Source organism: Sphingomonas sp. BL-S-28 (assembly GCF_055521515.1).
Genome location: NZ_CM145484.1, coordinates 3631157 through 3653633, shown reverse-complemented (window position 1 = coordinate 3653633; position 22477 = coordinate 3631157). Strand labels below are relative to the sequence as shown.

At 64.9% G+C, this 22477-nt stretch carries 21 protein-coding genes and 1 tRNA gene; 16 read left to right on the top strand and 6 right to left on the bottom strand.

The window, feature by feature from the left end; translation table 11 throughout:
• Positions 1 to 2 precede the first annotated feature (2 nt).
• The 5 genes from nusA to ACZ1JC_RS25665 all read left to right on the top strand — a co-directional run bounded on the left by nusA (position 3) and on the right by ACZ1JC_RS25665 (position 6041).
• Positions 3 to 1634 (top strand): transcription termination factor NusA, encoded by a 1632-nt coding sequence (nusA, locus tag ACZ1JC_RS25685; protein WP_465137473.1) that lies wholly within the window; start codon positions 3 to 5, stop codon positions 1632 to 1634.
• Positions 1615 to 2343, top strand: a complete 729-nt coding sequence (locus tag ACZ1JC_RS25680; protein WP_465137474.1) for a DUF448 domain-containing protein — start codon at positions 1615 to 1617, stop codon at positions 2341 to 2343. Before nusA ends, ACZ1JC_RS25680 begins: the two co-directional genes overlap by 20 nt.
• 23 nt (positions 2344 to 2366) lie before the next feature.
• Positions 2367 to 5111, top strand: coding sequence for a translation initiation factor IF-2 (gene infB / locus ACZ1JC_RS25675; RefSeq protein WP_465137475.1), 2745 nt, complete (start codon positions 2367 to 2369; stop codon positions 5109 to 5111).
• Positions 5112 to 5349: 238 nt separating this feature from the next.
• Positions 5350 to 5511, top strand: coding sequence for a hypothetical protein (locus ACZ1JC_RS25670; RefSeq protein WP_465137476.1), 162 nt, complete (start codon positions 5350 to 5352; stop codon positions 5509 to 5511).
• Entirely contained in the window at positions 5508 to 6041 is a 534-nt protein-coding gene (locus ACZ1JC_RS25665) for a DUF1697 domain-containing protein (protein WP_465137477.1), read from the top strand. Before ACZ1JC_RS25670 ends, ACZ1JC_RS25665 begins: the two co-directional genes overlap by 4 nt.
• A 61-nt stretch (positions 6042 to 6102) precedes the next feature.
• Here the strand turns inward: ACZ1JC_RS25665 and ACZ1JC_RS25660 are convergent, their stop codons facing one another.
• Positions 6103 to 6438 (bottom strand): RcnB family protein, encoded by a 336-nt coding sequence (locus ACZ1JC_RS25660; RefSeq protein ID WP_465137478.1) that lies wholly within the window; start codon positions 6436 to 6438, stop codon positions 6103 to 6105.
• A gap of 111 nt (positions 6439 to 6549) precedes the next feature.
• Here ACZ1JC_RS25660 and rbfA point away from each other — a divergent pair, with 111 nt between their 5' ends.
• On the top strand, positions 6550 to 6966 hold the full coding sequence (gene rbfA / locus ACZ1JC_RS25655) for a 30S ribosome-binding factor RbfA (protein WP_465137479.1): 417 nt from the start codon (positions 6550 to 6552) through the stop codon (positions 6964 to 6966).
• A gap of 64 nt (positions 6967 to 7030) precedes the next feature.
• Here the strand turns inward: rbfA and ACZ1JC_RS25650 are convergent, their stop codons facing one another.
• The gene (locus tag ACZ1JC_RS25650; RefSeq protein WP_465137480.1) at positions 7031 to 8755 is read right to left on the bottom strand and encodes a DUF1963 domain-containing protein; all 1725 of its coding nucleotides are present in this window, start codon (positions 8753 to 8755) and stop codon (positions 7031 to 7033) included.
• Between the two features lie 155 nt (positions 8756 to 8910).
• Here ACZ1JC_RS25650 and ACZ1JC_RS25645 point away from each other — a divergent pair, with 155 nt between their 5' ends.
• The 7 genes from ACZ1JC_RS25645 to pnp all read left to right on the top strand — a co-directional run bounded on the left by ACZ1JC_RS25645 (position 8911) and on the right by pnp (position 15777).
• The gene (locus tag ACZ1JC_RS25645; RefSeq protein WP_465137481.1) at positions 8911 to 9504 is read left to right on the top strand and encodes a thymidine kinase; all 594 of its coding nucleotides are present in this window, start codon (positions 8911 to 8913) and stop codon (positions 9502 to 9504) included.
• Between the two features lie 165 nt (positions 9505 to 9669).
• Complete coding sequence (locus ACZ1JC_RS25640) at positions 9670 to 9954, top strand: hypothetical protein (RefSeq protein ID WP_465137482.1); 285 nt, start codon at positions 9670 to 9672, stop codon at positions 9952 to 9954.
• 175 nt (positions 9955 to 10129) lie between these two features.
• Positions 10130 to 11059, top strand: coding sequence for a hypothetical protein (locus tag ACZ1JC_RS25635; protein WP_465137483.1), 930 nt, complete (start codon positions 10130 to 10132; stop codon positions 11057 to 11059).
• 184 nt (positions 11060 to 11243) lie between these two features.
• The gene (locus ACZ1JC_RS25630; RefSeq protein WP_465137484.1) at positions 11244 to 11930 is read left to right on the top strand and encodes a site-2 protease family protein; all 687 of its coding nucleotides are present in this window, start codon (positions 11244 to 11246) and stop codon (positions 11928 to 11930) included.
• A gap of 45 nt (positions 11931 to 11975) precedes the next feature.
• Positions 11976 to 13022, top strand: coding sequence for a tRNA pseudouridine(55) synthase TruB (truB, locus tag ACZ1JC_RS25625; protein ID WP_465137485.1), 1047 nt, complete (start codon positions 11976 to 11978; stop codon positions 13020 to 13022).
• A 6-nt stretch (positions 13023 to 13028) separates the two neighbouring features.
• The gene (gene rpsO / locus ACZ1JC_RS25620; RefSeq protein ID WP_021232261.1) at positions 13029 to 13298 is read left to right on the top strand and encodes a 30S ribosomal protein S15; all 270 of its coding nucleotides are present in this window, start codon (positions 13029 to 13031) and stop codon (positions 13296 to 13298) included.
• 169 nt (positions 13299 to 13467) lie between these two features.
• Positions 13468 to 15777, top strand: coding sequence for a polyribonucleotide nucleotidyltransferase (pnp, locus tag ACZ1JC_RS25615; protein ID WP_465137486.1), 2310 nt, complete (start codon positions 13468 to 13470; stop codon positions 15775 to 15777).
• A 308-nt stretch (positions 15778 to 16085) separates the two neighbouring features.
• Here pnp and ACZ1JC_RS25610 read toward each other — a convergent pair whose 3' ends face one another.
• The 3 genes from ACZ1JC_RS25610 to ACZ1JC_RS25600 all read right to left on the bottom strand — a co-directional run bounded on the left by ACZ1JC_RS25610 (position 16086) and on the right by ACZ1JC_RS25600 (position 19055).
• A complete protein-coding gene (locus ACZ1JC_RS25610; RefSeq protein ID WP_465137487.1) occupies positions 16086 to 17363 on the bottom strand; it encodes a sensor domain-containing diguanylate cyclase in 1278 nt (425 codons plus the stop codon).
• 272 nt (positions 17364 to 17635) lie between these two features.
• Complete coding sequence (locus ACZ1JC_RS25605) at positions 17636 to 18349, bottom strand: peptidylprolyl isomerase (RefSeq protein WP_465137488.1); 714 nt, start codon at positions 18347 to 18349, stop codon at positions 17636 to 17638.
• Positions 18350 to 18353: 4 nt separating this feature from the next.
• Positions 18354 to 19055 (bottom strand): GcrA family cell cycle regulator, encoded by a 702-nt coding sequence (locus tag ACZ1JC_RS25600; RefSeq protein ID WP_465137489.1) that lies wholly within the window; start codon positions 19053 to 19055, stop codon positions 18354 to 18356.
• A gap of 101 nt (positions 19056 to 19156) precedes the next feature.
• On the opposite strand from ACZ1JC_RS25600, the gene ACZ1JC_RS25595 reads away from it, so the two are divergent.
• Positions 19157 to 20035, top strand: coding sequence for an ABC transporter permease (locus ACZ1JC_RS25595; RefSeq protein WP_465137490.1), 879 nt, complete (start codon positions 19157 to 19159; stop codon positions 20033 to 20035).
• Positions 20036 to 20114: 79 nt separating this feature from the next.
• Here the strand turns inward: ACZ1JC_RS25595 and hspQ are convergent, their stop codons facing one another.
• Entirely contained in the window at positions 20115 to 20495 is a 381-nt protein-coding gene (gene hspQ, locus ACZ1JC_RS25590) for a heat shock protein HspQ (protein WP_465137491.1), read from the bottom strand.
• 155 nt (positions 20496 to 20650) lie between these two features.
• On the opposite strand from hspQ, the gene ACZ1JC_RS25585 reads away from it, so the two are divergent.
• Both ACZ1JC_RS25585 and ACZ1JC_RS25580 read left to right on the top strand, forming a co-directional pair.
• A tRNA-Ser gene (locus tag ACZ1JC_RS25585) sits at positions 20651 to 20740 on the top strand.
• A 126-nt stretch (positions 20741 to 20866) separates the two neighbouring features.
• Positions 20867 to 22027, top strand: a complete 1161-nt coding sequence (locus tag ACZ1JC_RS25580) for a tyrosine-type recombinase/integrase (protein WP_465169092.1) — start codon at positions 20867 to 20869, stop codon at positions 22025 to 22027.
• The last annotated feature ends 450 nt before the right edge of the window (positions 22028 to 22477 follow it).

Genomic DNA, 22477 nt, shown 5'->3' with positions numbered 1-22477 from the left:
CCATGGCCAGTGCGATTTCCGCCAACCGCGCCGAGCTGCTTGCAATCGCGAATTCCGTCGCTTCGGAGAAGATGATCGACAAGTCGATCGTCATCGAGGCGATGGAGGAAGCCATCCAGAAGTCGGCCCGTAACCGTTACGGCGCCGAGAACGACATTCGCGCCAAGCTCGATCCGCGGACCGGCGACCTGCGCCTGTGGCGCGTCGTCGAGGTGGTCGAGCATGTCGAGGACTACTTCAAGCAGGTTGACCTCAAGCAGGCCGAAAAGCTGCAGAAGGGCGCCGCGATCGGCGACTTCATCGTCGACCCGCTGCCCCCGGTGGACCTCGGCCGCATCGATGCGCAGTCGGCCAAGCAGGTGATCTTCCAGAAGGTCCGCGATGCCGAGCGTGACCGTCAGTACGAAGAATTCAAGGACCGCGTGGGTGAGATCATCACCGGCGTGATCAAGTCGGTCGAATTCGGCCACGTGATCGTCAACCTCGGCCGCGCCGAAGGCGTGATCCGCCGCGATCAGCAGATCCCCCGCGAAGCCGCCCGCGTGGGTGAGCGCGTGCGGGCGCTGGTCCTGCGCGTGGAGCGCCAGAACCGCGGTCCGCAGATCTTCCTCAGCCGTGCGCATCCGGACTTCATGAAGAAGCTGTTCGCGCAGGAAGTGCCCGAAATCTACGACGGCGTGATCGAGATCAAGGCCGCTGCCCGCGATCCGGGCTCGCGCGCGAAGATCGGCGTGATCAGCCACGACCATTCGATCGACCCGGTCGGCGCCTGCGTCGGCATGAAGGGCAGCCGCGTGCAGGCCGTCGTGCAGGAAATGCAGGGCGAGAAGATCGACATCATTCCCTGGAGCGAAGACACCGCGACCTTCGTGGTCAACGCGCTGCAGCCCGCGACCGTCAGCCGCGTCGTCATCGACGAGGAAGAAAGCCGCATCGAAGTCGTCGTGCCCGATGACCAGCTGTCGCTGGCGATCGGCCGTCGCGGCCAGAACGTGCGTCTCGCCTCGCAGCTGACCGGCTCGCAGATCGACATCATGACCGAGGCCGAAGCCTCGGAGAAGCGCCAGAAGGAATTCACCGAGCGCTCGAAGATGTTCGAGGAAGAGCTGGACGTCGACGAAACGCTTTCGCAGCTGCTGGTGGCCGAAGGCTTCAGCGAACTGGAAGAAGTCGCCTACATCGATCTGGCCGAACTGGCCGCGATCGAAGGCTTCGACGAGGAACTGGGTGAAGAACTCCAGAGCCGCGCCCAGGAAGCGCTTGAGCGCCGCGAGGAAGCGAGCCGCGAGGAACGCCGTGGCCTTGGCGTCGAGGACGCACTGGCCGAACTGCCGCACCTGACCGAAGCGATGCTGGTCGTGCTCGGCAAGGCCGGGATTAAGACGCTCGACGATCTGGCGGACCTCGCCACCGACGAGTTGATCGCCAAGAAGCGCACCGAACAGCGTCGCCGCGACGGTTCGGTGAACAAGCGCGCCCGCGACGAAGACAAGGGCGGTGTGCTTGGCGAATACGGCCTGAACGAAGAACAGGGCAACGAGATCATCATGGCTGCTCGTGCCCACTGGTTCGATGACGAACCCGAAGCCGGCCAGCAAACTGAGGAGGCCGCCGATGCGGAATCCTCGCAATGAGCGCGTAAGCTCCGACATCGACGGCTCCGGCCCGGAGAGGACCTGCATCCTCTCCGGCGAGACCGGTGCGCGTGAAGACTACATCCGTCTGGCGATCTCGCCGGACGGTCTGGTCCTTCCCGACGTCCACGCGCGTGCCCCCGGGCGCGGCGCGTGGATCGGCGTTTCGCGCACGACCCTTGAAAATGCTCTGACGAAGGGCAAACTAAAGGGAGCGATGGCGCGCGCTTATAAAGGCGCGACACTCACCATTCCGGACGACCTTGCCGACAGGATCGAACAGGCGCTGATTCGCGCGCTGACTGACCGGCTGGGCCTCGAACTGAAATCGGGCAGGTTGCTCATGGGCTCGGACCGCATCGCGCAGAACGCGCGTGAGGGCCGGGTCACGTGGCTTGCCCATTCCGCCGATGCGAGCGAAGACGGCTCGCGCAAGCTCGACCAGGCCTGGAGAGTCGGGAGCGAGGCGGAAGGAAGCGGTCTCAAGGGCACACGCTTGCCACTGGACCGGGAGACGCTGTCTGTGGCATTGGGCCGCGACAACGTCGTTCACCTGGCGCTCAACGATCGCGGCTCGGCCAACCGAGTCGCGGCGCAGTTGCAGCGCCTCCTGCATTTCCAGGGGCAACCCCACGCCGATCAGGCCGGGGGTGGTATGGATGATCGCGACGGGCCGGCACCTGCTGCCGCGCCCGCGACGACGAATTGAGACCGAAGGGCAAAACGAGAGATATGAGCGAGACCGACAACAAACCGACCCTGGGCCGCAAGCCGCTTGGGCTTAAGCGCTCGGTGGAGACGGGTGAGGTCAAGCAGACCTTCAGCCACGGCCGCACCAACAAGGTGGTGGTCGAGGTGAAGCGTAAGAAGCTGATCGGCAAGCCCGGGTCCGAAGGCGCCGTCGAGGGTGGTCACGAGCAGGCCGCTCCGGCGCCGCAGGCTGCGCCCGCACCGCAGACCGCCGCGCCCGCGCCGCAGCGCGCTGCTCCGCCGCCGCCCGCGCCCAAGCCGACGATCATCCCCGGCGAAACCCCGCAGGAGCGCGTTGCCCGCCTCCAGCGCGAGGCCGAGGCTGCCCGCTTTGCCGCGCTTGAGGAAGCCAACCGCCGCGAGCAGGAAGAGAAGCTGCGCGCGATCGAGGAAGAAAAGCGCCGCGCCGACGACAATCGCGCCCAGGAAAGCAAGCGCGCCGAGGAAGAAGCTGCGAAGGCCCGCGCGGCCGAGGAAGCGGCTGCCGCGCCGGCCGAACCAGCTTCGGCGCCCGCGGCCCAGCCCGAAGCTGCCGCCGCTGAATCGGTTGCGGCCGAGCCTGCCGCTGCGCAGCCCGCTGCCGCGCCGGTCGCCAAGGCGCCCGTCGCTGCCCCGACCCCTGCTCCGGCCCCCGCGCCGCGCCGCTTCACCCCGGTCCAGCGTCCCGAGCCGGTGCGCCGTCCGGAAGCCGCTGCCAGCAGCACCAATGCCGGTGCCTCGGCCCCTTCGTCCAGCGCGCCCAAGGCTCCGGCCGGCGCCAAGAAGAGTGCCGCTCCGCCGCCGGCCCGCCCCAATGCCGATCGCGACCGCAAGGGCGGCGATCGTCGCCAGTCGGGCAAGCTCACGGTCAACCGTGCGCTGAACGACGATGAGGGCGCACGCGCCCGTTCGCTGGCCGCGCTGAAGCGTGCCCGCGAGAAGGAGCGCCGCGCGCACTTCTCCGGCCACAACCAGCAGCGTGAAAAGCAGGTCCGCGACGTGATCGTTCCCGAGGCGATCACTGTGCAGGAACTGGCGAACCGCATGGCCGAAAAGGGCGCCGACCTGGTGAAGGCGATGTTCAAGATGGGCATGATGGTCACCGTCAACCAGACGATCGACCAGGATACCGCCGAACTGCTCGTCACCGAATTCGGCCACAACATCCAGCGCGTTTCGGAAAGCGATGTCGACATCGATACCTCGACCGACGTCGATGCACCCGAAACCCTGAAGCCGCGTCCGCCCGTCGTCGCCATCATGGGCCACGTCGATCACGGCAAGACCTCGCTGCTCGATGCCCTGCGCGGCACCGACGTGGTGAAGGGCGAAGCCGGCGGCATCACGCAGCACATGGGCGCCTATCAGATCAAGACCAAGGGCGGCGATCTCGTCACCTTCCTTGATACGCCGGGCCACGCCGCCTTCACGCAGATGCGTATGCGCGGTGCCAACGTGACCGACATCGTGATCCTGGTGGTTGCGGCCGACGACGGCATCATGCCGCAGACGATCGAAGCCATCAATCACACCAAGGCTGCCGGCGTTCCCATGATCGTGGCCATCAACAAGATGGACAAGCACGAAGCCAATCCCCAGCGCGTGCGTGAGCGCCTGCTGGAGCATGAGATCGTCGTGGAAGCCATGTCGGGCGACGTGCAGGACGTGGAAGTCTCGGCCAAGACCGGTGCCGGTCTGGACGAACTGATCGAGAAGATCCTGCTCCAGGCCGAACTGATGGAACTGAAGGCCAACCCCGACCGCGAAGCCGAGGCGACCGTGATCGAGGCCAAGCTGGACAAGGGCAAGGGCCCGCTGGCGACCGTGCTGGTGAACCGCGGCACGCTGAAGGTCGGCGACATCCTCGTCGTCGGCACCGAAAGCGGCCGCGTGCGCGCCATGCTGGACGACAAGGGCCGTCAGGTGAAGGCGGCTCCGCCTTCGATGCCGGTGGAAGTCCTGGGTATCGGCGGCGTGCCGATGGCCGGTGACAAGCTGACCGTCGTCGAAAGCGAACAGCGTGCCCGCGAGGTTTCGGCCTATCGTCAGGAACAGGCGACCGCCAAGCGCACCGCAATGGCGCCCGCCAGCCTCGATACGATGTTCTCGGCACTGGCTGCCAAGCAGAACGTCATCGAGTACCCGGTGGTGGTCAAGGCGGACGTGCAGGGTTCGGTCGAAGCGATCAACGCGGCGCTGCACAACCTCTCGAACGACGAGATCAAGGTTCGCATCCTCAACTCGGGCGTCGGTGCCATCACCGAATCCGACGTTGCGCTGGCTTCTGCCTCGGGTGCGCCGATCGTGGGCTTCAACGTCCGCCCGAACGCCAAGGCGCGCGAGCAGATCGAGAAGACCAAGACGCCGATGATGTACTACGACGTCATCTACGAGCTGACCGCAGAGGTCGCGAAGCAGATGGCCGGTATCTGGGGCCCCGAACGGATCGAAACCGTCGTCGGCCGCGCCGAAGTCAAGCAGGTCTTCCCGGCCGGCAAGCGCGACAAGGCGGCAGGTCTGCTGGTGGTCGAAGGCTTCATCCGCAAGGGTCTCAGCGCCCGTCTCACCCGCAACGACGTCATCGTTTCGGCAACGACGATCTCCTCGCTGCGCCGGTTCAAGGACGACGTGGACGAAGTGCGCGCCGGTCTGGAATGCGGCGTGGTGCTGGCCGACACGAACGACATCAAGGCGGGCGACCACCTCGAAGTCTTCGAAGTCAGCCACCGCGAGCGTACGCTGGGCTGATAGCAGGCGCCCGTTTCGTGCGGGCGCCGGCCGAAAGGTCAAGTACGGCCATCGTCGGGCGAAAAGCCCGGCGGTGGCCGTCGCCGTTTCGGAGCAAGGCGGACTTTCGTGCATGCATTGATCGACGAAGCGGCAACGCGCGCCGGTTGCGACTGCTGGGGGACGATGGCGTCGCTCAGTATTTGCGATGTTTGCTTTTTCGGAGCGCTGCGGTAGCGGCTTGGCCGAAGAGGGGGCTATGGGCGGTCAGGAACCAAACGACGAAACGATCCAGCGCCGCTCGGAAGATGCGAATCTGGCGCTGGGCTGTCTGGGTGAAACGGCGTTCGAAGTGATCGGATGCTTCTGGATTCTGGCCGGTTTGACGCTGCTGCCAATGGGACTGATGATACTGCGATGACCCGCTACTGCGCCTTTTTCGAATCGCTGACCGTTCGCGGCGATCGCCTGTCGATGGCGGACTTGCGCTATGCCTTCGAGCGTGAGGAACTGGAGAACGCGGAGACGGTGATCTCCAGCGGCAATGTCCTGTTCGATTACGAGGATCGGCCGAGCGAGGGGCTGGAGGATCTGCTGGCCTACCTGATGCGCGACCGGTTTGACCTGACGGCTTTCGTGGCCGTGCGCACGCGCGAGGAGATTCGCGCCGCAGTGGAAGAAAACCCCTTCGCGGGGGAGAGTGGGGACAGCTTCGTCCACACCGTGCTGCTGGAAAAGCAGCCGACCCAGCAGCAGTTCGACCGGCTCGTCGCCGATCACGGCCCGCATGGGGGGGAGCGCCTGGCGTTGGGGACGCGGTGCCTGTTCGTCGATTACGCGCGGCCGCCGGCCGAAAGCCTGCTGACGGGTGAGTTCATGGCGAAACGGCTTGGCTGCCGGGGCACGGTGCGCAACGTACGCTCGCTGGCGCGCATTCTCGCCAAGATGTAAAAAAAGGACGGCGCTCCGCCAAGCGCGCCGCCCTTTCTCGATTTTCAGATCCGCTGAGTGATCAGTGGAACATGTTCATGGTAACGGCAGCGACGATGCCGCTGGTGATGCCGACCAGCAGCAGGTCATTGCCCGAACGCACGTAGTGATAGCCGCGCGGCGGGGCCTTCACGTTGCGATACTTGCGGTAATCGACCGTCTGGTAGTTCGTCGCACGGCTGCGGTCGAACCGCTCACCCTTCTGGAAGCGATGCGGGCTGGGGGCCGGCTTCTTGCTGGGGCCGTGATTCTGCTGCGCATGTCCCTGCTGGGGATGGCCCTGTTGGGCGAGAGCGGGTGCCGCGAAAGCAGGCACGACAAGCGTGGCGGCGAGCAGGGTGGCGGTAAACTTGCGCATTCTTTCAGCTCCTTGAAGCGTGGGGGGAACCCTGCCTTAACCAAAGGGCGGATGAATGGTGCCATAATCAATTGTTGCAAATTGTCGCGTCTGGCCCACATGGGGATCATCATGTCCCGTCAGCAGATCACTCCCGAGCAGCAATCCGTCCGCCTTCTCAAGGTGGGTGAGCAGGTGCGCCACGTCATTTCCGAGATTCTCACGCGCCAGCAGGTGCACGATGCCACGCTGACTGCGCACTCGGTTTCCGTCACCGAAGTGCGCATGTCGCCGGATCTGCGCCAGGCCACGGTCTATGTGAAGCCGCTGCTGGGCGAGGATGAAGAGGCCGTGCTGAAGGCGCTGCGCACCAATACCGCGTTCTTCCAGCGCGAGGTGGCCCAGCGCCTGAAGCTGAGGTTCGCGGCCAAGATCCGCTTCCGTTCCGACGAGACCTTCGACGAGGCAGGCCGCATCGACGCGCTGCTCAACGATCCGCGCGTGAAGCGCGATCTCGACGATCAGGATATCGATCTGACCGACGACTGATCTGACGACCGCTGAATACCCGGGCGATCCCGGTTCACAACCGGGATCGCCCGATCGCCGATCGTCAGGCAGCTTCGAACGTCAGCGTCACGCGGTCCCAACGGGCGGCGGCAAGGTCTTCGGGGGCGATCCGGAACTGGAACACGCCTCCTTCGCCCCAATTCCATTCGACCAGGTCGTCGTTCGCCAGCTGCAGCAGCAGGATGTCGTCCGGCCTGTCCGCATGGTTTGCGCCGGTACCGAACAGCTGGTGCTGATCGCCGATCGCCAGCAGGTTGGCGGAATTGATCCGGTCCAGCTCCGTCTGCGGCACTTGCGCGAAGGCGCCGAGATCGCCGGTCACCATCGCGCGCAGCGAGACAGTCGCCAGTGCCTCCAGCGATTGCGGCACGCAGAACCGCACCAGCCGCGCACAGTCGTGATGGACCTGGGCCAGCACTTCTCCCGTCACTTCGACCTCGTCCTCGCTCAGCGGGGCCCAGGGGTCGCGGCCGGAGACGAAACCTTCCATGGCCTCTATCATGCGGCCCAGTTCCGCCTGCTCAGCCTCCAGCGCGGGGATTTCGGCTTCGCTGGCGGCCAGTGCCGCATCCGCCTCGTCATGGTCGGCGGCAGTGGCGTGGGGGTTTTCCGCCAGGGCTGCAAGGCGCGCCCGCGCATGGTGCAGGCGGTCCTGCTCGGTCGCCACCAGATGCGCCGCACCGTCCAGAGCGATGTGCAGGCAATCGGCAAGATGCATCGCGCCATGCCACCACAGCCGGGTTACCGGCTCCTTCGCGGCATAGCCTTCGTTGCGCCGGGCGATGCGCGTATCCAGCCAGGCATTCTCGTCCGCATCGGCCGATGGCTCGTCGATCGGCTCGTTGGCGTTGGAGGGCAGCGGACTGACCGGCCAGAACGGGAAGTAAGGGCGCGACAGGCGCGAGGCATGGGCAGGCAGCGGATGGCCGCCTTCGTCGAAGGCCGGCGGCAGGTCGGCCGGCGGGGCGGTGAACGGGTTGTTCGCCTCGGGCACTTCGATCACGGCCCCGCTGCCCAGGAAGAAGGCCAGCGTGCCGGACAGCGGCAGCGGGCTTTCGGGGAAAGCGGCCGCCAGTTCGGCAAGGTCGATCTGCGCCGCGAAGGGCAGGGCGCCATATTCGTCGTGCGGCCAGATGCGGTCGCCCAGGCGCGGCAGGCCGCCCAGCCAGCTGGCGCTGTCGAACCAGCTCTGTTCGTCGGTACCGCGCTCGCGCGGGTGGCGCACCAGCACCACCGAGGGCAGCAGCGGGTATCGCAAGGGGCCGACGTCTTCGGGCGCGAAGACGGTGGCATCGGCATAGCCTTCGGCCGGCTCCGCGGGGAACTCTTCCACCGGCGGGGCGTCCCGCTCCCGCAGAAGGCCGGGCACATGGTCCATATCGGGCGCCACCGGATCGGGTTCGGGGCGCCACACGAGTTCGGGATCGGGATGCACCAGCTTGCGCCGGCGGCCCTGCCGCGATGCACCGGGCCGCGAGGTGTCGCGCGGGGCTGAGGGCCTGCCATCGGCGGGGACGGGCCCGGCACGATCGCCGCTGCGGCCCACCACCGCCACCAGCAAGGCCAGCACGGCGCCCGTCGCCAGCGGCACGATCACGGCAGGCCCGCGTCCGCCCAGCGCCACGGCGCGCGCGGCGGTTTCATCCAGCCGTTCGAGCGTGGGGCGCAGCGCTGCGGAGCCCTGCGATGCGAATGGAAACAATGCGGCGTAGCCAGCAACGATCGCGGCCAGTGCAAAGACCGCGAAGACGGCGATCCATCTCCTCATCACCACCTCCAGCATGGGCCAACCCGGCCTCGGCCACCGTCAGCTTCGAGTTGTCGCCATGCTTCGTTAGAATACCTTGATCGCGTCCATTCAAGCGGGGACAAATGCAGTTCATGCCCGTGCGGAGGGCAAGTGGGCATGTTATCCCCAGTTTGATGGCGAAACTCTATTTTTACTATGCCAGCATGAACGCCGGAAAGTCGGCGACCCTGCTTCAGGCGAACTTCAACTATCACGAACGCGGCATGCGCACGATGCTGTGGACCGCCGCGCTGGACGACCGCAGCAGCGGTGAGGGCGGGGACGATCATGCGATCGAAAGCCGGATCGGCCTTCATGCCGCCGCGCATCGTTTCGTGCCGGAAACCGATCTTGTCGCCCGCGTCGCCGCCGTCCATGCGGTGGAGCCGCTGGCCTGCGTGCTGATCGACGAGGCGCAGTTCCTCACCCCCGAGCAGGTCTGGCAATGTGCGCGGATCGCCGACCGGCACGACATTCCGGTGGTCTGCTATGGCCTGCGCACGGACTTCCGGGGGGAACTGTTTCCCGGCTCCGCCGTGCTGCTGGGGATCGCGGACGCGTTGATCGAGTTGAAGGCGGTGTGCCACTGCGGCCGCAAGGCGACGATGAACTTGCGCGTCGATGCCTCCGGCGCGGGCGTGCGGGAGGGGCAGCAGACCGAGATCGGCGGCAACGACCGCTACGTCGCGCTGTGCCGCCGTCATTTCTCGGAATCGTTGGGGTTTTAGGGGCAGGCGATTTCGCGCCTTTATAGCATTTGTACGACGAAGGGGCGGGGGCTGAGCCACGGTGCATCGCCTCGGGTGGCGGTCCGATCGATGAATAGGATGTAACGGACGTCCCAATGTCGGCGCGGGCATAAGCAAACGTCGTTTGGCAGAGGGGGCGATTCGATGTTGTCTTCGGAAGTCGTGGCGCCGCTAATTCTTGGGTGGGTTTCGGGATTGGTCATCAACCTTCGTGCCCGTCGTCTCGCACTTCTGGTGAGTTACTGCGTGCCGTACATGTACTTTTTCTTCGCCTCTTACCTTGATGCCGCTCGGATGTGGGAGGGCGGTCATTCGCGGCTTTTTTGGAACGACCTGGCTGAAGTGGCGTTCATTGCGACGTTGGCTGAAGTGCCGTGGGTAATTCTGGTTCGGCTTGGATATGCATTTCGCCTGCGCAAAATTAGGTAGGTGTTGATTGGGGCGGCCGGACGGCTTGCTCCATATCCCATTCCTCCAACCAACTCGCCCGCCGGGCACTTCCTCGCTGCAACCTGTCATTTGGCCGCAAACTGCGCGATATTGGCAGGCAACCTTTCCATCGTCCCCTCGTTGGCAGTGCGACAACGGGTGCAGACGGGTCGAAATGCAGAATGCGATAGTACATCTGGGATACCACAAGACGGCCACGACCTGGCTGCAGCAACAACTGTTCCCTAACGCCACCAGCCACGATTACCTCCCCCGCCAGACGGTGCAGGACGCCTTTCTCAAGCCCGCCGGGATGCATTTCTGCCCCAAGCGGGCGAGTGAGGTGCTTTCGCTGCGCGGGCGCAATCGGCCGGTGCTGCTGAGCGAGGAAAACCTTTCCGGCTATCTCCACAATGGCGGCCTCCACGGCTTCCTCGCCCCCGAAGTGGCGCGGCGCATCAAGGCGGTGCTACCGGACGCGCATATCGTCATCTTCATCCGCAACCAGTTCGAGATCTGCCGCGCCACTTACGCGCAATACGTTTCGGGCGGCGGCACCTGGGGCCAGCATCGCTATTTCGAAACCGCGCGCATGGTGCGCGGCGCGCTGACGCGGCCGTGGAAGGCCCCGGTGTTCGAGTTCGAGCATTTCGAATACGACCGCCTCGTTGCGCATTACGACGATCTGTTCGGACGCGAGCATGTCCACGTCTATCCCTATGAGTGGCTGCGCGAACGCGGTGCCCTGATCGAGCGGATGCAGCAGGACCTTGGCCTCTCGATCGAGGATCTGCCGCCTGAGGGATCGCGGGCGAATACCTCGCTGGGCACGGCGGGACTGGCGATGATGCGCGGCGTGAACCTGTTCACGCGCCAATCGGTGATCAACAAGGATCACATCGTCGATCTGCCGGGCGGGCAGGTGCTGCGCCACGGCGCCAAGTGGCTGGCCGGGCGGATGCCGGTGCTCAATGACCGCCCGGCGCGCCTTTCTCCCCGCCTGCGTGAACGCATTGCCGAGCACTATCCGGACAGCAACCGGCGTCTGATGGACCTGCGCGATCTGCCGCTGGCGGAACTGGGTTATCCGGTCGGAAAGGCCTGACCTACTTTTCGTCGTTGCGAGCGTAGCGAAGCAATCCAGAGGCAGTTTGCGCTGCCTTGGATTGCTTCGCTACGCTCGCAACGACGAAGGGTTGGGAGGCGAGGACAACTTTGTCGTCGGCCGGCCCGCGCGGAATCGCGCCCGTCTCATTGCGGTAAGCCGTTCCGCACCCTAGATCGGCGGAATGAACCAGACCCTGCTGCAGGCCGCGGCGCTCATCATTCCGCTGATCTTGGCCATCGTCTTTCACGAAGTGGCGCACGGTTGGACCGCGCTGGCCCTTGGCGATCCCACTGCAAAGGAGCGGCAGCGGCTTTCGCTCAACCCGCTGCGCCATGTGGATCCGTTTGGCACGCTGATATTGCCAGGCTTCCTGGCGCTCTCCGGCGCGCCGGTGTTGGGCTGGGCGAAGCCGGTTCCGGTCAATCACTGGCGGCTGCGCAACCCGCGTAAGGGGATGATGGTGGTGGCGGCAGCGGGGCCGCTCACCAATCTGGTCCTGGCCGCGATCGGTGCGATATTGCTGGGCTTGACGATCCGCGTCGCTGGGGACAGCACGGGTGGGGCGGTGTCGTTTGCGAAGACGAGCCTTGGCTTCTTCATCATGATCAACGTGTTTCTGGCCCTGTTCAACCTCCTGCCGATTCCGCCTTTCGATGGATCGCACATCGTCGAGGGGCTGTTGCCGGAGAACATGGCGCGGAAATATTCGCGCCTGCGCCCTTACGGTTTCCCGCTGATCCTGCTGATCGTCGTGGTGCTGCCATGGATCTCGCCGGAACTGGGGATCGTGGGCCGCGTGGTCGTGCCGCCGGCGCTGTGGATGCTGGGTCACTACGAAATGCTGGCGAACGCGGTAGCGGGCGGCTGATCCTGCAAAGTTGACAAATCGGCCCGGCGCGACTTGGGGGAAGGCATGACTTCCGCTCCCGCAACCCGCCCGGCACCCCATGGCTGGATCATCCTCGACAAGCCGCTCGGGCTTGGCTCGACGCAGGCCGTCGCCGCCGTGAAGCGCAACTTGCGTGAGGCGGGCTATGGCAAGAAGGTGAAGGTCGGCCACGGCGGCACGCTCGATCCGCTGGCCACCGGCATCCTGCCTGTCGCGCTGGGTGAGGCGACCAAGCTGACCGGGCGCATGCTCGATGCCAGCAAGACCTACCTCTTCACCGTGCGCTTCGGCGAGGAAACCGACACGCTGGATCTTGAAGGCAAGGTCATCGCCACCAGCGATGTGCGTCCCTCGCAGGCGGAGGTGGAAGCCGTGCTGCCGCGCTTCACAGGCCCGATCGAGCAAGTGCCGCCGATCTACTCGGCGCTGAAGGTCGATGGTGAGCGCGCCTACGATCTTGCCCGCGCCGGGCAGGAAGTGGAGCTGAAGTCGCGCAGCGTGACGGTGTACGAGTTGCAAGTCCTCCCCGGGACGGGGAGGGGGACCACCGAAGGTGGTGGAGGGGACTCTCGCCCTGACGCGACGTTGCCGGAGGACGCGAATCCCCTCCACCACCCTGCGGGCGGTCCCCCTCCCCGTCCCGGGGAGGACTTGGCGGAGGTCACCTTCGAGGCCCATGTCTCCAAGGGCACCTACATTCGCTCGCTCGCACGTGACATCGCGCAGGCCCTTGGAACTTGCGGAACAGTGACCATGCTGCGCCGCGTAAAGGCCGGTCCGTTCGACCTGTCTCACGCGATTTCGCTGGACAAATTGAACGAAATCGGCAAGGGCGCGACCCTTGAACAGATACTCTTGCCACTAGAGGTGGGGCTGGACGACATCCCGGCCATCGACCTCGGTTCGGAGCAGGCAAGAGCGGTCCGCCAGGGCCGCGTTCTGACCGAACTGCCCCATGAAGACGGGCTCTACTGGGCGCGAGAGGGAAACACTCCCGTCGCGCTGATGGAGCTTTCGGGCGGAGAAGCCCGCGTCGTCAGGGGATTCAATCTATCGGATGTCGCGGAGTAAAGTACTATGTCGGTTACCGCTGAAAAGAAGCAGGACATCATTTCGGACAACGCACGCGTCGCTGGCGACACGGGCAGCCCGGAAGTTCAGGTCGCGATCCTCACCGAGCGCATCCGCAACCTGACCGAGCACTTCAAGGCTCACCACAAGGACAACCACTCGCGTCGCGGTCTGCTGGCCATGGTCAACAAGCGCCGCTCGCTGCTCGACTACCTTAAGAAGAAGGACGTCGCGCGGTACAACGCACTGATCCAGAAGCTGGGTCTGCGTAAGTAAAGACTTAACGGGAAGCGGCCCCTAGCGGGCCGCTTCTTGCATCAGGGGTTCGTCCGCAATCCGGCGGAGGGCCCGGGGGCCCCAAAGCGGCCCCATACCGGACCGGGACGGCATACCCGGCAGTAAACCCCGCCGCGCAATAGGGCCGGTGGGCTGAGGAATACCTCTTATGTTCGACGTCAAAACCGTAAGCATGGAGTGGGGCGGCAAGACGCTCACTCTCGAAACCGGCCGCGTGGCCCGTCAGGCCGACGGCGCCGTCCTTGCCACCTATGGCGAAACGGTCGTGCTCTGCGCGGTTACCGCCGCCAAGTCGGTGAAGGAAGGCCAGGACTTCTTCCCGCTGACCGTGCACTACCAGGAAAAGTTTTCGGCCGCCGGCCGCATTCCGGGTGGCTTCTTCAAGCGTGAACGCGGCGCCACCGAAAAGGAAACGCTGACCAGCCGCCTGATCGACCGTCCGGTCCGTCCGCTGTTCCCCGAAGGTTTCTACAACGAAATCAACGTCATCGCCCAGGTCCTGAGCTTTGACGGCGAGACCGAGGCCGACATCGTTGCGATGATCGCCGCTTCGGCCGCGCTCACCATCTCGGGCGTGCCCTTCATGGGCCCGATCGGCGCCTGCCGCGTCGGCTTCGTCGATGGCGAATACACGCTGAACCCGAAGCAGACCGCTGCGCTGGCCGATGGCCGCCTCGATCTCGTCGTCGCCGCCACCGGCGATGCCGTGATGATGGTGGAATCGGAAGCCAAGGAGCTGACCGAGGAAGAGATGCTGGGCGCCGTCATGTTCGCGCATGACGAATGCCGCAAGGTCGTGAACCTCGTGATCGACCTGGCCGAGCAGGCTGCCAAGGATCCCTGGGAAATCGACCTGTCGGACAACACGGCCGACATCAAGGCGAAGCTCAAGAAGGCCGTCGGCAAGGACGTTACCGCTGCCTACAAGCTGACCGACAAGTCGGCCCGCTCGAACGCGCTGAACGCTGCCCGCGCCAAGGCCAAGGAAGCTTTCGCCGGCGAAACGCCGCAGCTGCAGATGGTCGCCATCAAGACCATGAAGAAGCTGGAAGCGGAAATCGTTCGCGGCGCCATCCTCAAGGACGGCAAGCGCATCGACGGCCGCAAGCTCGATCAGGTTCGCCCGATCGAATCGATGGTCGGCTTCCTGCCGCGCACCCACGGTTCGGCGCTGTTCACCCGCGGTGAAACGCAGGCGATCTGCACCACCACGCTGGGCACCAAGGACGCCGAGCAGATGATCGACGGCCTGGAAGGCCTGTCGTACTCGTCGTTCATGCTGCACTACAACTTCCCGCCCTACTCGGTCGGCGAAGTGGGTCGTTTCGGCGCCCCGGGCCGTCGCGAGATCGGCCACGGCAAGCTGGCATGGCGCGCGCTGCACCCGGTGCTGCCCGCCAAGGAAGACTTCCCCTACACCATCCGCATCCTGTCGGACATCACCGAGTCCAACGGCTCGTCCTCGATGGCGACGATCTGCGGCGGCTGCCTTTCGATGATGGACGCCGGCGTGCCGCTGGCCCGTCCGGTTTCGGGCATCGCCATGGGCCTGATCCTGGAAGGCGACGAGTTCGCGGTCCTCTCGGACATCCTGGGCGACGAGGATCACCTCGGCGACATGGACTTCAAGGTGGCTGGCACCGAACTCGGCATCACCACGATGCAGATGGACATCAAGATCGCCGGTATCACCAAGGAAATCATGGGCAAGGCGCTGGAGCAGGCGAAGGCCGGCCGCGCGCACATCCTGGGTGAGATGAACAAGGCTCTCGGCTCGGCTCGCACCGAACTGTCGGCCCACGCACCGCGTATCGAGACGATCCAGATCGACAAGTCGAAGATCCGTGACGTCATCGGCACCGGTGGCAAGGTGATCCGCGAGATCGTGGCCGAAACCGGCGCCAAGGTCGACATCGACGACGAAGGCGTGATCAAGATCTCGTCCTCCGACATCGCCCAGATCGAAGCCGCCAAGAAGTGGATCCTCGGCATCGTCGAGGAAGCGGAAGTCGGCAAGATCTACAACGGCAAGGTCGTCAACATCGTCGACTTCGGTGCTTTCGTGAACTTCATGGGTGGCAAGGACGGCCTCGTCCACGTGTCCGAAATGAAGAACGAGCGCGTCGAAAAGCCGACCGATGTCGTCAAGGAAGGCCAGGAAGTTAAGGTCAAGGTCCTTGAGATCGATCCGCGCGGCAAGGTTCGCCTGTCGATGCGCGTCGTCGACCAGGAAACCGGCGCCGAGCTGGAAGACACCCGTCCGGCCCGCGAACCGCGCGAACCGCGCGGCGATCGTGGTGGTGACCGCGGCGGCGACCGTCGGGGGCCCCGCCGTGACGGCGGCCGTGGCGGCAACGACCGTGGTCCCCGTGGCGACCGTGGTCCGCGCGGCCCGCGTGACGGCGGCAACGGTGGCGGTGACCCCGACCACATGCCGGCGTTCCTCAAGGAGGACTGATCGCATAGCGATCAGCGGCCTGAAGGAAGACTGATTCTTCAGGGTTCGCATGAGCTGAAATGAGAAGGGGCCGCAGCGATGCGGCCCCTTTTCTTTTTGTGCGCGGATATGGACTCCAGAACCCCGTCATCCCCGCGAAGCCGGGGATCCCGCTTGTCCTTGCGCTTGGCAGGAAGGAAGCGGGGCCCCCGCCTGCGCGGGGGCGACGAAGTTGGTGAGTGAGTGGACCGGCAAGAACCCCCACGTTCGTCATTGCGAGCGTGGGAAGGGATTAGGCAAGCGCCCGATCCTCAGCAAGGGGCCAGAAATCAGCCCGTAACCGCCAGCCGGGGCGCCTGCTTGTCATCCCGCTTGGAGCGGCGCTCGCAGAGGATCACGCGGTTCTTGCCGCTCTGCTTGGCGGCATAGAGCGCGCTGTCAGCACCGGGCACGACGTCGGCGGCATTGGTGGCGGTTTCGGGCACGGTGGCCACGCCGAACGAGGCGCTGATCGCCGCGCCGTGGGCTTCGGACAGGCTCTCGATCCGCTTGCGCAGCACTTCCGCCTTGGCGGCGGCGTTGTCGAGCCCGCACTTGGGCATGATGACGACCAGCTCCTCACCGCCGTATCGCGCCACGACGTCGGAGGGCCGCAGCGTGCCCACCAGTTGCGCCGCCACGTCGCGCAGCACGGCGTCGCCCTTCGCATGGCCGAATTCGTCGTTGATGCGCTTGAAGTTGTCGAGGTCTACCATCAGCACCGATGTGGCGGTGCCGGTCCGCTCGGCCAGGCTGATGTAGCGTTCCAGCGCATCTTCCATGTAGCGACGGTTGTAGAGCCCGGTCAGCGGATCGCGCAGCGACTGCGTGCGCAACTTTTCGCGCAGGGCAATATTGGAAAGCGCGAGGGACATCGAATCGGCCAGTGCCTGTGCGGTGCGGCGAATGTCGTTCAGTTGTACCGGGGCGGCGTCTACATCGCCTGCCAGCAGCAACAGACCGAACACCTGCCCGCGCGCCATCATCGGCACTTCGATGGTGGTACCCTCGCCGATCTGGTGCATGCAGCACAGGCCGCCGCTCTCTGGATCGTTGGTATGCGGCTTGCCGCGCTTCAGGGCCCAGCAATTGCCGGGCAGCAAGGTGCCGGCCGGCTCGAACGAGGGCGAGCGGCCCCACGACTTGGCAAGGTCCAGCCGGTCGCGCGAGTTGTTGAAGACATAGAGCGCGCCGCCGAAGTCCGGCAGCAGGCGTTGCGCGGTCGCCATCAGGATGGCGCCGGCATCGTCGTGATCCTCGGCCGCCTGCAGCATGTCGGTCATGGCGAAAAGTTCTTCCACCTGCCCGCGGGCATCGCGTGCCTCATCGATCAGGCGGATGTGGTCGCCCAATTCGGCAACGGCGCGGCGGCCGAACAGCACGCCGACGAAGAGCGTGAACAAGGCGCAGGCGGCGGCCACGGTGGCGAGCGAGCGGGCCGTGGTGCCATCGGCGAACATCGCCGCCAGAGCACAGACGGTGCAGATCGCCTGGATGACATGCACGACAACGCGACGGACGAAAGTGACCGTTCTGTTTGGCGACAGGATACTTTCGTGCTGCACCATTGTTCATCCAGGTTCGATTTGGAAAGAACCTAGGTAGGATTCACTAAGAAACGGTAACTCTCGTAACTGGCGCAAACCGATTACAAAATCATAATTATGAAGCTGGTGCCGAAGGATTTGCGAGTACTTCTGTTAACCACGGTGTTACTCGGCGTTGGCCGGGTTAGCTGTCGCGGCCGACCTGAATCGCGGGCGCACAGCCAAGCCGCGCACGCCTTTTCAGGCGGCGCCGAGCGAATCGGGAAATGACGATTTTGTCGGTGCGGGAAGCGTTATTGCGCCGGGGCGGTGGTGCGCCGGGCGGTGAGAATCTTCACCGGCGGCTCCAGCATCTGCCCACGCATCACGCCTTCGCCCTTGGTGGCCGAACGCGGCGCATCCCAGATCTTGCGCACCACATCCATGCCGGAAACGACATGGCCGAAGGCGGCAAAGCCGGCCTTGAACTCGGGATTGTCGGAGGCGGGATTGGCGTCCAGCGAGGTCACATCGCCGATCATGATCGTGAAGTCCGCCGTGGCGGTGCCCGGCGCATAGCGCGCCATGGAGATCGTGCCGGAGGTGTGATGCAGGCCGGTCTGACTGGTCGGCTCATGTGCGACCGGCGGCAGCACCTTGATGCCCTGCAGGCCGCCTTGCAGCAGGCCGCTGGGCGTGTCGCCCCAGTCCAGATGCATGGCGCGGTAGAACGTGGTGCCGTCGAGCTTCTTCGCGTCCACGTACTTCAGGAAATTGGCGGTGGTCAGCGGCGCGTGCGTCTTGTCCAGCGCGAAGACGATCGTGCCTTCACTGGTGGTCATCGCCACATAGACATATTCGACCGGCGTAGCTGCCGGGGCCGGGACGGCCGGAGCAGCGGCAGGGGGCGCGGCAGGTGCCTGCTGCGCCGAGGCCGGAAGGGCGGTGAGAGCCAGAGCCGCGCCGGAAAGCAACGGCACGGCAAAGCGCCAGTTATGCTGAACGCCTTGTCGTGCCGCAATCGTCATCGGATCAGCGAACCCGCGGTCCACCGAAGGGCAGCGGCGGAGGGGGACGGCGCGCGCCGCGCGGCAGCTGGGCCTGATAGGCCCGGCCGCAATGCTCGACGCAGTACGGGAAGCCGGGGTTCACCTTGTCACCGCAGAAGTGGAAGTCCGGCTCGCCCGGGTGGCCCATCGGCCAGCGGCAGACGCGGTCGTTCAGGTCCAGCAGGCTGGTCTTGTCGGCGATTTCCGCGCTCGGCTTGGCGGGCACCAGACGGCGCGGCGGAGCGGGCGGGATCGGCTGCTGCTGATCGCCGGGGCCCTGACGCAGGAAGCCGCCGGGGCCGACCGAGACCACGCGCGGGCCCTTGGGGGCGACGGGCGCTTCGTCATCGGCCGCGAACGGCGGCGTTGCGGGTTCCGGCGCACGCGGCGCAGGGGCGGCGGGCGGCGTCGGCGCGGGGCGCGCGACGGGAGCCTCTGCCGCCTGCGGCGCGGGCGCGGCGGGCCGTTCCTCGGCCGGCTTGGCCTTCTTCGGCGCGGGAGCTGGGCGGGCCGGCTTCTCGTTCGCCTTCACGGGGGATGGGCGTGCCTTGAGGCCGAGGCGATGGGCCTTGCCGATCACCGCGTTGCGGCTGACGCCGCCAAGCTCGTCCGCGATCTGGCTGGCGGTGGCACCACCCTCCCACATCTTGGTCAGCTTCTCGATCCGCTCGTCCGTCCAGCTCATTCCAGTTCCATCTTCTTGCAGGGAGCGATTCGACAGAGAATCGCCCCGAAATTCCGTTGCACGGCTTGCCTTGGAAAGCCGCAGCCGATACTCGCGGGGGCATGGCCGATCAAACGAATTCGACCGCTCTGCAGTCCGCCGAGCGGATCGTGCAGCCCCGCCACTTCCCGGCAAAGGGAGAGCCCCTGATCCACCAGGTGAACTGGCTGGGGCTCAAGACCCTTTATATGAAGGAGGTGAAGCGCTTCTTCAAGGTCCAGACCCAGACGATCTGGGCACCGGCGATCACCACGATGCTGTTTCTGGTAATCTTTACCGTGGCGCTGGGCCGCGGCGGGCGCGAAGTGCTGGGCGTGAACTTCGCCACCTTCGTCGCGCCGGGCCTCATCGTCATGGGGATGATGCAGAACGCCTTCGCCAATTCCAGTTTCTCGTTCCTGGCCGGCAAGATCCAGGGCACCATCATCGACTATCTGATGCCGCCGCTGAGCGAGGGCGAACTGATGCTGGCGATGACCGGCGCCGCCGTCACCCGCGCGCTGCTGGTGGGCCTGGCCCTCTCTGCCGCGATGCTGCTGTGGCCGGGCGTGGACCTGACCGTGCACCATCCCTGGGCGGTGGTGTGGTTCGGCCTGAACGGATCGGTGTTCCTCTCTCTACTCGGCCTGCTCTCGTCGATCTGGGCGGAGAAGTTCGATCACAACGCCGCCGTCACCAACTTCGTGATTGCGCCGCTCTCGCTGCTGTCGGGCACGTTCTACGTGATCGACAACCTTGCGCCGGCGTTCCAGACGGTCAGCCGGTTCAACCCGTTCTTCTACGTGATCTCCGGCTTCCGCTTCGGCTTCCTGGGCCAGAGCGACATCGGCAATTCCAATCTGGCCGTGCTGCATAGCGCCCTCGGCCTTGGCCTGCTGAACGCGGCCTTCGCGCTGGTGGTCTATCTGGTGCTGCGTTCGGGCTGGAAGCTCAAAGGCTGATTTCCCGAACGGACGACATAGAAAAGCCGGCGTAGGTCAAACCCCGCCGGCTTTTTTGTTGTCCCCTAGGACCGGGCGCTCAGTGTGCGAGGCCGCGCCTCAGGCGGTAGTGCCCGTCGTGGAACGCTTCGAACAGCTGCGGCACGGAAGGGTGCTCCACCGGCCCGCCGTCGGCGTCTTCCATCAGGTTCTGCTGGCTGACGTAGGCGACGTAGCTGGAATCCTCATTCTCGGCGAGGAGGTGGTAATAAGGCTGGTCTCGTTTCGGCCGCACGTCGACGGGAATCGATTCGTACCATTCCTCGCTATTGGCGAAGACGGGATCGATGTCGAAGACGACACCGCGAAAGTCGTGATTACGGTGCCGGACCACATCGCCGATAGCGAAACGAGCCCGGGTCTGGCGGGGTGCATCGATGACGCGACCGGCCTGAGGAGAGAAGAACGACGCCCTGTTCATGTGCTCAATATAGGTTTGGGGCCGGGGGCTCACAAGCTGGCCTGTGGATTGTTCCCCACATTTTGCAAAAATGGGGCTTGGCAAGCGCGATTGTGCCAGCTAGAGGCGCGCTTCCCGACCCGATGGAGACCTTCCATCGCTATCGCATCTCTAGCGGAGAGGTGGCAGAGTGGTCGAATGCGCTGCACTCGAAATGCAGTGTACGGGCAACCGTACCGTGGGTTCGAATCCCACCCTCTCCGCCAAGGGACCATCCCACCACATCACGATTCAGTCTCATAAATCCAAGGATTTCCTTGGTTTATGCCCTGATTCGCATCCCACCGCATCCCACTCCATCGCACGGCGTCCGATTCGTTTCGTGGGAAGAAATGTGGGAAGGTTTTGGCATGGGAAAACTGTCCGCAACGAGCGTTAGAGCGGCCACTCGGCCGGGCCGAATGGGTGACGGCGAGGGCCTGTACCTTGTCGTCCAGCCAGGCGGTTCGAAGAGCTGGATATGCCGGGTGCAGAAGCATGGGCTGCGGCGGGATTTCGGTCTCGGCAGCGCCTCGAAGATCTCGCTCGCGACCGCCAGGGAGATGGCGAGAGAAATCCGAAGCTGGATGGAGATGGGCCTCGACCCCATTTTCGAACGCCGCAAGGCGCAGGGCATACCGACTTTTCGTGAAGCAGCTGCCAAGGTGATCGCCGCCAACGGCAAGACCTGGCGCAACGAAAAGCACGCGGCGCAGTGGTCCAGCACGTTGGAAGCCTATGTCTTCCCACATATCGGTGATCGGCAGGTCAGCGAGATCACAGGTCCGATGATTCGCAATCTCCTCTCGGAGATTTGGCTCTCCAAGCCCGAGACCGCTCGCCGTGTCCGCCAGCGGGTCGGCGCAATTCTCGATTGGGCCTATGCCTCGGGCTTTCGCGAGACCGAAGCTCCCATGCGTGCGATCACCAAGGGGCTTCCGCGTCAGCCGAAGAAGGACGGTCATTTCGCCGCCATGCCTTACGACAAGGTTCCGGCGTTCCTGCGTCGCCTGCCCGAGCGCGAAACGTTCAGTCGGCTCGCCTTGCAGTTCGCGATCTTCACCGCGGCTCGCTCAGGCGAGGTGCGGGAGGCAAAATGGAGTGAGATCGATTTCGATACCAACCTCTGGACTGTGCCCAAGGAGCGCATGAAGGCCAACCGCGAGCACGTGGTGCCGCTGAACGATGGGGCCTTGAGAATTCTGCGGCGATGTCTCGAACTGAGGCTGGGGGAGGCGGCTCTAATCTTCCCTGGGTCTCGGCCAAAGTCCCCCTTGTCCGACATGACTCTTTCCAAGCTGCTCAAAGAAATGCGCGAACCCTACACGCCGCACGGTTTTCGCTCGTCGTTCCGGGATTGGGTCAGCGAAGAAACCCAGCATCCCAGCGACGTTGCCGAGGCGGCGCTTGCGCACGTGGTGAAGAGCAAGACCGAGGCGGCGTACCGTCGAGGCAATCTCCTCGAGAAGCGGCGGGTGATGATGGACGACTGGAACGCATTCTGTGTCAGCTAGCTGGCCGGATCGAACTTGCGATCACTAAACTGCGCAACGGCGGCTACTTCCCGAGCTTACTCCGCGGAGAAGGCCTTTGCGGCGGCGATCCAGGACGCCAACGTCTATGGTGTTTTCGACTCGTTTCGGTCGCCGATTTCGTCAAGGCGATCGGTGTCAGGGGTGTATCAAGAGTCAGGTGAGCCGCCTGGTTGCAGAAACCGATGAGCGGGAGCACCGCTTCGACCGCGCCCCATTTAGGGTGGAGTGGCCGTACCATGGATCGAGGCCGCCTATGTCAAAGAGTGCGAGGGCTGACGGACCGTCTCGATGGCGTCGTTAATCGAAGGGGGCGTCAATACCGATGGCCGGCGCGGGGTTCGGGGTGCCGTCACGGGCCTGTCGGGCGCTGAGCCCTTCTGGAAAGCCTTCAAGCGCTTACGGACTGATCGGGCCTGCGCGGTTTGGCGC

Coding starts and splice junctions, on each gene's coding strand:
- ACZ1JC_RS25635 (WP_465137483.1), top strand. CDS start 10,130: ATGCAGAATGCGATAGTACATCTGGGATACCACAAGACGGCCACGACC.
- ACZ1JC_RS25610 (WP_465137487.1), bottom strand. CDS start 17,363: ATGGTGCAGCACGAAAGTATCCTGTCGCCAAACAGAACGGTCACTTTC.
- ACZ1JC_RS25665 (WP_465137477.1), top strand. CDS start 5,508: ATGACCCGCTACTGCGCCTTTTTCGAATCGCTGACCGTTCGCGGCGAT.
- ACZ1JC_RS25600 (WP_465137489.1), bottom strand. CDS start 19,055: ATGAGCTGGACGGACGAGCGGATCGAGAAGCTGACCAAGATGTGGGAG.
- ACZ1JC_RS25660 (WP_465137478.1), bottom strand. CDS start 6,438: ATGCGCAAGTTTACCGCCACCCTGCTCGCCGCCACGCTTGTCGTGCCT.
- rbfA (WP_465137479.1), top strand. CDS start 6,550: ATGTCCCGTCAGCAGATCACTCCCGAGCAGCAATCCGTCCGCCTTCTC.
- ACZ1JC_RS25595 (WP_465137490.1), top strand. CDS start 19,157: ATGGCCGATCAAACGAATTCGACCGCTCTGCAGTCCGCCGAGCGGATC.
- ACZ1JC_RS25580 (WP_465169092.1), top strand. CDS start 20,867: ATGTGGGAAGGTTTTGGCATGGGAAAACTGTCCGCAACGAGCGTTAGA.
- ACZ1JC_RS25680 (WP_465137474.1), top strand. CDS start 1,615: ATGCGGAATCCTCGCAATGAGCGCGTAAGCTCCGACATCGACGGCTCC.
- truB (WP_465137485.1), top strand. CDS start 11,976: ATGACTTCCGCTCCCGCAACCCGCCCGGCACCCCATGGCTGGATCATC.
- ACZ1JC_RS25670 (WP_465137476.1), top strand. CDS start 5,350: ATGGGCGGTCAGGAACCAAACGACGAAACGATCCAGCGCCGCTCGGAA.
- nusA (WP_465137473.1), top strand. CDS start 3: ATGGCCAGTGCGATTTCCGCCAACCGCGCCGAGCTGCTTGCAATCGCG.
- pnp (WP_465137486.1), top strand. CDS start 13,468: ATGTTCGACGTCAAAACCGTAAGCATGGAGTGGGGCGGCAAGACGCTC.
- ACZ1JC_RS25605 (WP_465137488.1), bottom strand. CDS start 18,349: ATGACGATTGCGGCACGACAAGGCGTTCAGCATAACTGGCGCTTTGCC.
- ACZ1JC_RS25630 (WP_465137484.1), top strand. CDS start 11,244: ATGAACCAGACCCTGCTGCAGGCCGCGGCGCTCATCATTCCGCTGATC.
- ACZ1JC_RS25645 (WP_465137481.1), top strand. CDS start 8,911: ATGGCGAAACTCTATTTTTACTATGCCAGCATGAACGCCGGAAAGTCG.
- infB (WP_465137475.1), top strand. CDS start 2,367: ATGAGCGAGACCGACAACAAACCGACCCTGGGCCGCAAGCCGCTTGGG.
- hspQ (WP_465137491.1), bottom strand. CDS start 20,495: ATGAACAGGGCGTCGTTCTTCTCTCCTCAGGCCGGTCGCGTCATCGAT.
- ACZ1JC_RS25640 (WP_465137482.1), top strand. CDS start 9,670: ATGTTGTCTTCGGAAGTCGTGGCGCCGCTAATTCTTGGGTGGGTTTCG.
- ACZ1JC_RS25650 (WP_465137480.1), bottom strand. CDS start 8,755: ATGAGGAGATGGATCGCCGTCTTCGCGGTCTTTGCACTGGCCGCGATC.
- rpsO (WP_021232261.1), top strand. CDS start 13,029: ATGTCGGTTACCGCTGAAAAGAAGCAGGACATCATTTCGGACAACGCA.